Annotated in this window: 7 protein-coding genes; 6 read left to right on the forward strand and 1 reads right to left on the reverse strand. The window is 38.5% G+C overall.

The window, feature by feature from the left end; all coding sequences use genetic code 11:
* Positions 1-254 precede the first annotated feature (254 nt).
* On the forward strand, positions 255-1,076 hold the full coding sequence (locus tag CVD23_RS19065; protein ID WP_101575444.1) for an STAS domain-containing protein: 822 nt from the start codon (positions 255-257) through the stop codon (positions 1,074-1,076).
* Between the two features lie 11 nt (positions 1,077-1,087).
* Here the strand turns inward: CVD23_RS19065 and CVD23_RS19070 are convergent, their stop codons facing one another.
* Positions 1,088-2,350 (reverse strand): TolB family protein, encoded by a 1,263-nt coding sequence (locus tag CVD23_RS19070; RefSeq protein WP_101666864.1) that lies wholly within the window; start codon positions 2,348-2,350, stop codon positions 1,088-1,090.
* A 367-nt stretch (positions 2,351-2,717) separates the two neighbouring features.
* On the opposite strand from CVD23_RS19070, the gene CVD23_RS22615 reads away from it, so the two are divergent.
* From CVD23_RS22615 to CVD23_RS19090, 5 genes are all read left to right on the forward strand, one after another.
* The gene (locus CVD23_RS22615; RefSeq protein ID WP_257988603.1) at positions 2,718-2,996 is read left to right on the forward strand and encodes a hypothetical protein; all 279 of its coding nucleotides are present in this window, start codon (positions 2,718-2,720) and stop codon (positions 2,994-2,996) included.
* A gap of 37 nt (positions 2,997-3,033) precedes the next feature.
* Positions 3,034-3,417, forward strand: coding sequence for a Crp/Fnr family transcriptional regulator (locus CVD23_RS22620; protein WP_257988604.1), 384 nt, complete (start codon positions 3,034-3,036; stop codon positions 3,415-3,417).
* Positions 3,418-3,434: 17 nt separating this feature from the next.
* On the forward strand, positions 3,435-3,863 hold the full coding sequence (locus CVD23_RS19080; RefSeq protein WP_101666865.1) for a DMT family transporter: 429 nt from the start codon (positions 3,435-3,437) through the stop codon (positions 3,861-3,863).
* 32 nt (positions 3,864-3,895) lie between these two features.
* Entirely contained in the window at positions 3,896-4,132 is a 237-nt protein-coding gene (locus CVD23_RS19085; RefSeq protein WP_101666866.1) for a LysE family translocator, read from the forward strand.
* Positions 4,133-4,372: 240 nt separating this feature from the next.
* Entirely contained in the window at positions 4,373-4,681 is a 309-nt protein-coding gene (locus tag CVD23_RS19090; RefSeq protein WP_257988605.1) for a pentapeptide repeat-containing protein, read from the forward strand.
* Positions 4,682-4,952 lie beyond the last annotated feature (271 nt).

A 4,952-nucleotide genomic window follows, 5' to 3' on the forward strand; every position in this document is an offset into this window, starting at 1 on the left:
TGGAACACCCTGAAACCCGAGGACAAGAAGACAATATCTAATTCCTGTTTTCTACTCTACATAATTAATATAGTAGCTGCTACAGTCAACTCACTTAAACTGCCCATTTTGTAATGCGGTTTTTTGTGTTATTTTTAATATATATATGTTGGATATACGCTTTTCAGTAAAACAAGTTTCACTTAATTAATAAGCGATTTTTATTTGCATCATGGAACAATAAAACGTTTAAAAGACAAGGACGTGTCAGGGAAATGAATTCGATTTCAACTGTTGCTAAATATCTTACCGATACTGCGGACTCATTGGCTACTGAAATCTTGGATGAAATTCTCGATAAATTTGAATTTACAATTCCTGCAGAAGAAATTAAACAGGCAATTGTCGTTTATAAAGAGTTTATTGGAATTTTGGGAGAAGCTTTAACTTCAACGGATATTAAAATGCCTGAAGGGCTTATTGAGTGGAGCAAAAGAAACGGGGAGCGCGAAGCAGCTTTAATGGGCAGAATTTCGAGTATTATTCGGCGCTATCCTGATACAAGATTGGTGTTCAGTGAACGTATCAATAAAATCATCTTATCTTTTGGACTCTCTGCCGAAGATGTGATCTTTGTTAACAAACGCCTGAACTTGATGCTTGATGTCAGCATCACGGAAACGATTATCGCCTTTGAACGCCTCACTGATAATATTATAAAAAACAGACAGGGCCAGATCAACGAATTATCGGCGCCGATTGTTCCAATTCAAGAGGGGGTTGCTGTCCTGCCATTGATTGGTGCAGTTGATTTCGAAAGAGCTGAGCACCTTATAAATAAGGTTGTCCCGAAAATCCCCCAGCTAAGAGTGGAATGCCTGATCATTGATTTTTCTGGAATTGTGACAATTGATGCCGAAGTTGCAGGCCATATCTTTCACATTTATGATGTTCTTCGCTTGCTTGGGATCAATGTAATTATCACTGGGATACGCCCTGAATTAGCGACAAAAGTCGTTCATGGCGGAATTGATTTTTCGTCGTTCACGACCTATTCAAACGTGATGCAGGCGATTGAAAGTATCAAGTTAAATTAAAGGTCTTTTTATCAATAGGGGTACACCGCATAGCCACTAATGCTAATATCTTTGATCCAGACTTGTGCATTCTTGCCATCGCGATCGGCTATCCATAAATTACTGCTCTCATTTGCTTCTGTTTTTCTTAGCCATGCAACTTTTTTTAATGCGGGTACATAGTTTGGCAGATAATCACCGAGATCCGCTGGGGGATTGGTGATTTTCGTTTGTTCTTGTCCGATAATATTTATCAAGTACAAAGAAGGTTTCGGCCGCTCCTTGGGATCGTTTGACCACTCACTCTCTGGCACTCTTGAGACAATAAGAGAGTTGTCATTAACCCATGTAAATCCCAATTCAGCCTGACTGGCAGGAGTGAGGTTCAATGATTGATTTGAAGGGATTTCGGTGACCTTCATATCTTTGTTTTTAAAACCATCGACAATCCTCCCTCCGCCGGCTATATATCCTAACATATTTTTCTGGTCAGCCCATTTTGGATTATCTAAATTGAGGATCATTTCATCAATGACTGCAAAATCTTTTCCATCTGTATTGATTACACATAGCATATTACTATCCATCGACATCGATCCTGTCGGTGAGACAATAAACGAAATCCACTTATGATCGGGAGAAAATTCGAAGGTAGTGGCGTTAATTGACATAACACTTGCGCTGTCTTTGGAAAGCTCTTTAGGAATCGTGTAAAACCGTTTAGCGTTTTCCATGAGACTGGTGAGGTTCTTAAAGTCTTCCTTTAACGAAATTTTATAAAGAATCGGATTGGTCCAGCCATCAGGGCGAAGCGAAGCGCCAGATGATGCAATAAATCCTTTTCCATCTGGAAACCAATTAAAATCATTGACTCCCAAAGCGATATTATAGAATTTGTCTAAGTCTGAAATATTCAGGACACCCCTGCTCTGGAACGCAATAATATTTTCCTTTGGTGACCATTTCGGGCCAAATCCATCATAGAAAATTTTCAGATGTTTTTTCTCTGCTACGCTGTAAACCCATATTTCCGACTGAACTTTTTTGCAATCATTTATCGTGGCGATCACATCTTTTTGATACATGATCCACTTCCCGTCATGAGACCACTGTGGCGGGTACGGAAATTGGGCAGGTTCCTCTGTAACTTGTTCCTCTTTGCCGTTTATCTTTGTCCATAAATGCCCGTCCCTGAAAAAAGCCACTTTCACGTCGTCGTTCACAACTTCTGCTTGGGCAAATTCAGGTAAAAAAAGAATTACAGTCGCTACAATCACCAATATTAATTTTTTCACATTCTCGCACCCCCGATTTATAAACTCTTGATGTTATTTTCTACTATCGGGAAATGAATTATGAAAATAAAAAGGTGTCGGTATGTGCAAACGTTAATTTGAGGCTGCGTACGAGTGACTAATTTGGTGCTTCACCACCTGGATGAAGGACTTTTCCCCAGCGCACATACCTCATTTTATTCTTCATTACCTGGATGAAGGACTTTTCCGTAGCTCACTCTCCTTATTTATCATTTCCAGTGATTGGTCTAAAATTGAGTTACATGGAATTTTATCTTTAACTGGGACATATGTCCTTTTGGTTTAATGCGCAATTGTATTTAATAGTAAATAATATCGTATTCCCGGAACAGAGAGCAGGGATTTGATGAAAGAAATCGCTGATGAGCGGTTATTAAAGTCGTATTTTAAAAGCCAAAACCTCCAAAAGATTTTTACCGAAAAGCTGATTGCGGATATGAAACTATTTTCATTTGAAAAGGGGGAAATTGTCTGTTCGGGTGGCGATACGTTAACCCATTTGTCTTTGCTTGTAGATGGCAAATTAAAGGTTTATACGAGTTTTGCCGAATGGAAAATCGTTATTACTGAGGTTTATCAACCCGCTCGGGATTATTGGCGATGTCGAATTAATGACCGGGTATGAAGTGAGGAACACCGTTGAATCTTTGAATGATTCGATAATGATTCGAATAAGTTTTGTAAAACTCCACGAATTTGCTGAAAATGAACCGAAATTTTCAAATTTCATCATTAAAAATTTAAGCCATAAATTATATACGCTTTCGAATACGACAAGTTTGAATCTTTTATATCCCGTCGAAAACAAATTTGCCAGCTATCTAGTCTCTACCATGGTTGATGAAAATAACTATGCCCATATAGAAGAATTGAAAACAGCGAAATTAACTGAAATTGCGGAGCTGCTCGGAACCAGTTATCGACACTTGAATCGAGTGATTAATCAGCTTGTTGCAAAAGGGATCATTGAAAGAAAACGAGGAGCGATTTTGATAATAGACGTCAATCAATTAATGATTTTATCAAAGGGAAATCTTTATGAATAAGGAAAGGGAGATTATATATGCTCGGTTTATTTTATTCAGTACTGGCTGGCATCTTTATTAGTTTGCAATCGGTCTTCAATACGAGAGTAAGTGAGAAACTAGGGTTGTGGCAGACCAATACAATCGTTCATGGCCTGGGATTCCTCGTGTCTCTCGCCGTATTTTTGATCATAAAGGATGGGACTATTCAAAGAATCAACGACGTTAATAAAGTGTATTTATTGGGAGGAGCATTCGGAGCCGTCGTCGTTTTCAGTGTCATGAAAGGAATAACGCTGCTTGGGCCTGCCTACTCGGTGTCGCTGTTGCTCGTTTCACAATTAATTATTGCGTTACTGATCGATTCCTTCGGTTTATTTGGTATTGATAAAGTGCCGTTTACTGCCAATAAGCTGGTTGGGATCGCGATCATGATCCTGGGAATTTTCGTATTCAAACTGAAATAAACGTTCCATTTAAATTTGAAGGAGAGGATTATATGCCAGATCTGCAAACGTGGTTAACGGTTTTAGGTGTCGGCCTCTTAATCATGCTGTCTCCTGGTCCGCAATGGGTGATTACTATTAAGACGAGCTTATCGTCAAAGAAACATGGTATTTCTACAGTCTTTGGGATGTGTTCCGGGAGCATGATCCATATTGCCTATTGTTTGATTGGAATCGGCGTACTCATTTCACAATCGATATTATTAATTGGTAACTTTCCTAAGCCATAACCATATACGAAATCGGTTATCGGCGATGTTGAATTGGATTGAACGAGTATTTGGCGGCATCCTTATCTTGCTGGGAATTCACCTTGCCATGTCCAAGACTGGAAACTAATGCAGTTAAAATGTTTTTCACGATCCTTTCGGCAATCGAATCGAAAATTTTGGAATGGCTCAAGTAAGCGATAAATTGATTCCGACCAGTATAATTGATAAAGAATGAAGTTATTGAAGGGACTCGTCGAGATGAACCAAAAAAAGAAAGTAACTGTACAATCTCCGAAAATTCCACTAGCAAATAGCAAGCAAGTTAAATTCCAAAACTGCTTATTAACGAATGCTGATTTTTATGAGACAAAGCTAAAAAACGTCGACTTTAATAAATGTAATCTTAATCAAGCTAATTTGGCGGGGCCGGAATTAGCAGATATTGATTTAAGCAGCTGCTCATTCGAAAGTTTAGTTGTATCCTTTGATAAATTAGCTGGCTGTATCGTATCATCAGAACAAGCGATTGGTTTCTCAAAAGCTCTCGGCCTAATTGTAAAAGAATAACCCAATCTATTCCCAAGCACGAAAAAGTGTTTATATGCATATGGATTCATAAGAAAGATCCTCATTCCAATTCTTAACAGGAGGATCATTTTCTATCTAGTCTAGGTCCTATCATCCTGTTAATCTACTCTTTTATCACTTATACTGAAGTTGGCATATAACCTATTATACTTTAAAACGAGGGAGGTATAACATGAATTCCAAGTCGGCGTTTGAGTCAAGCATTTGTTGGCGGAATTTATTTCCACCTAAAACGTGTAAGCGGATTCAT

The organism is Bacillus sp. V33-4 (assembly GCF_002860225.1).
Classification (GTDB): Bacteria; Bacillota; Bacilli; order Bacillales; family Cytobacillaceae; genus Bacillus_BJ; species Bacillus_BJ canaveralius.

What these genes read in the sequence shown, in the direction of transcription:
- CVD23_RS19065 (WP_101575444.1), top strand. Translation starts at nt 255, where the DNA reads ATGAATTCGATTTCAACTGTTGCTAAATATCTTACCGATACTGCGGAC.
- CVD23_RS19085 (WP_101666866.1), top strand. Translation starts at nt 3,896, where the DNA reads ATGCCAGATCTGCAAACGTGGTTAACGGTTTTAGGTGTCGGCCTCTTA.
- CVD23_RS19090 (WP_257988605.1), top strand. Translation starts at nt 4,373, where the DNA reads ATGAACCAAAAAAAGAAAGTAACTGTACAATCTCCGAAAATTCCACTA.
- CVD23_RS22615 (WP_257988603.1), top strand. Translation starts at nt 2,718, where the DNA reads ATGAAAGAAATCGCTGATGAGCGGTTATTAAAGTCGTATTTTAAAAGC.
- CVD23_RS19080 (WP_101666865.1), top strand. Translation starts at nt 3,435, where the DNA reads ATGCTCGGTTTATTTTATTCAGTACTGGCTGGCATCTTTATTAGTTTG.
- CVD23_RS22620 (WP_257988604.1), top strand. Translation starts at nt 3,034, where the DNA reads ATGATTCGAATAAGTTTTGTAAAACTCCACGAATTTGCTGAAAATGAA.